Below are 831 nucleotides of genomic sequence, written 5' to 3'. Positions count from 1 at the left end.
AGCAGCGGCAGCTTGAGGTCGCTCACGACCACCGCGTAGTCGTTGTTCAGGATGACCCGGCCGTCGTGGTCGGCGACGACTGAGCCCCAGGTGCCGTACCGGGTGACCAGGCGGCGGATCTCCGCCTGGATCGCCGGATTGGAGCGGGACACCGCGGTCACGTCCTCGGGGGCGATCCACTCCCAGCCGTGCCCGTCCGGCCCGGACGCCGGCACCCGGACCTTGGAGCCGTCCGTCTCGATGGAGTTGTGCAGCAGGTTGAACTGCACTTCGTCCTGCGTGCAGACGTGGCCGTCGAGGAGGATCGCCGGGGCGTGGGTCTGCCCGATGGCCTTCAGGGACTTGGTTCGCTGGTGGCCTGCGACGAGGATGTGGTTGCCGTTGACGATGACGGGCTTCACGCAGCCGAACAGGGCCAGGGACCGCTGGAGCCGGTCGAACGCCTCCTCTGTGAGGCGGCGCGGGTTGTACGGGGCGGGCTTGAGCTGCCCGATCGGGTAGGACTCGATGAACTCAGGCATCGGCCAGCTCCCGCTGCGCGTCGTGCTGGTCGAGGAGGTAGTGGGCGAAGCCGGTGTCGGTGCCGCGCGCGGTGTAGAAGGCGTCGTGGACGTTGTTCAGCCGCTCCACCTCCTCCTTGGTGATCTGCACGCGGGTCGTGTCCCACTGGACGAAGCCCCACTGGAGGTGTTCGTCGGCGGTCTTGTCGCCCTCCCGCTCGGTCGTCTCGGCGGCGAGCTGGGACGGCAGCTCGATCGAGTCGAGGAGGTCGTCCACGGCGTCTTGGTCGTAGCCGGTGCCGTCGAGGTCGGGCAGGGCGGACAGGATGTC

General features: G+C 68.7%; 2 protein-coding genes. Both read right to left on the bottom strand.

Features of this window, described 5'->3' with window-relative positions; genetic code table 11:
- Positions 1-521: ParB N-terminal domain-containing protein (locus ABD323_RS42280; protein ID WP_344447373.1), on the bottom strand; the 521-nt coding region annotated here is incomplete at its 3' end.
- A partial coding sequence (locus ABD323_RS42275; RefSeq protein ID WP_344447372.1) for a hypothetical protein occupies positions 514-831 on the bottom strand: 318 nt, incomplete at its 5' end. The genes ABD323_RS42275 and ABD323_RS42280, both read right to left, overlap by 8 nt.

The organism is Kitasatospora nipponensis, assembly GCF_039528135.1.
Lineage (GTDB): Bacteria > Actinomycetota > Actinomycetes > Streptomycetales > Streptomycetaceae > Kitasatospora > Kitasatospora nipponensis.
Note: the sequence above shows the minus strand (reverse complement) of the source record. Positions and strands in the feature narration are given on the sequence as shown.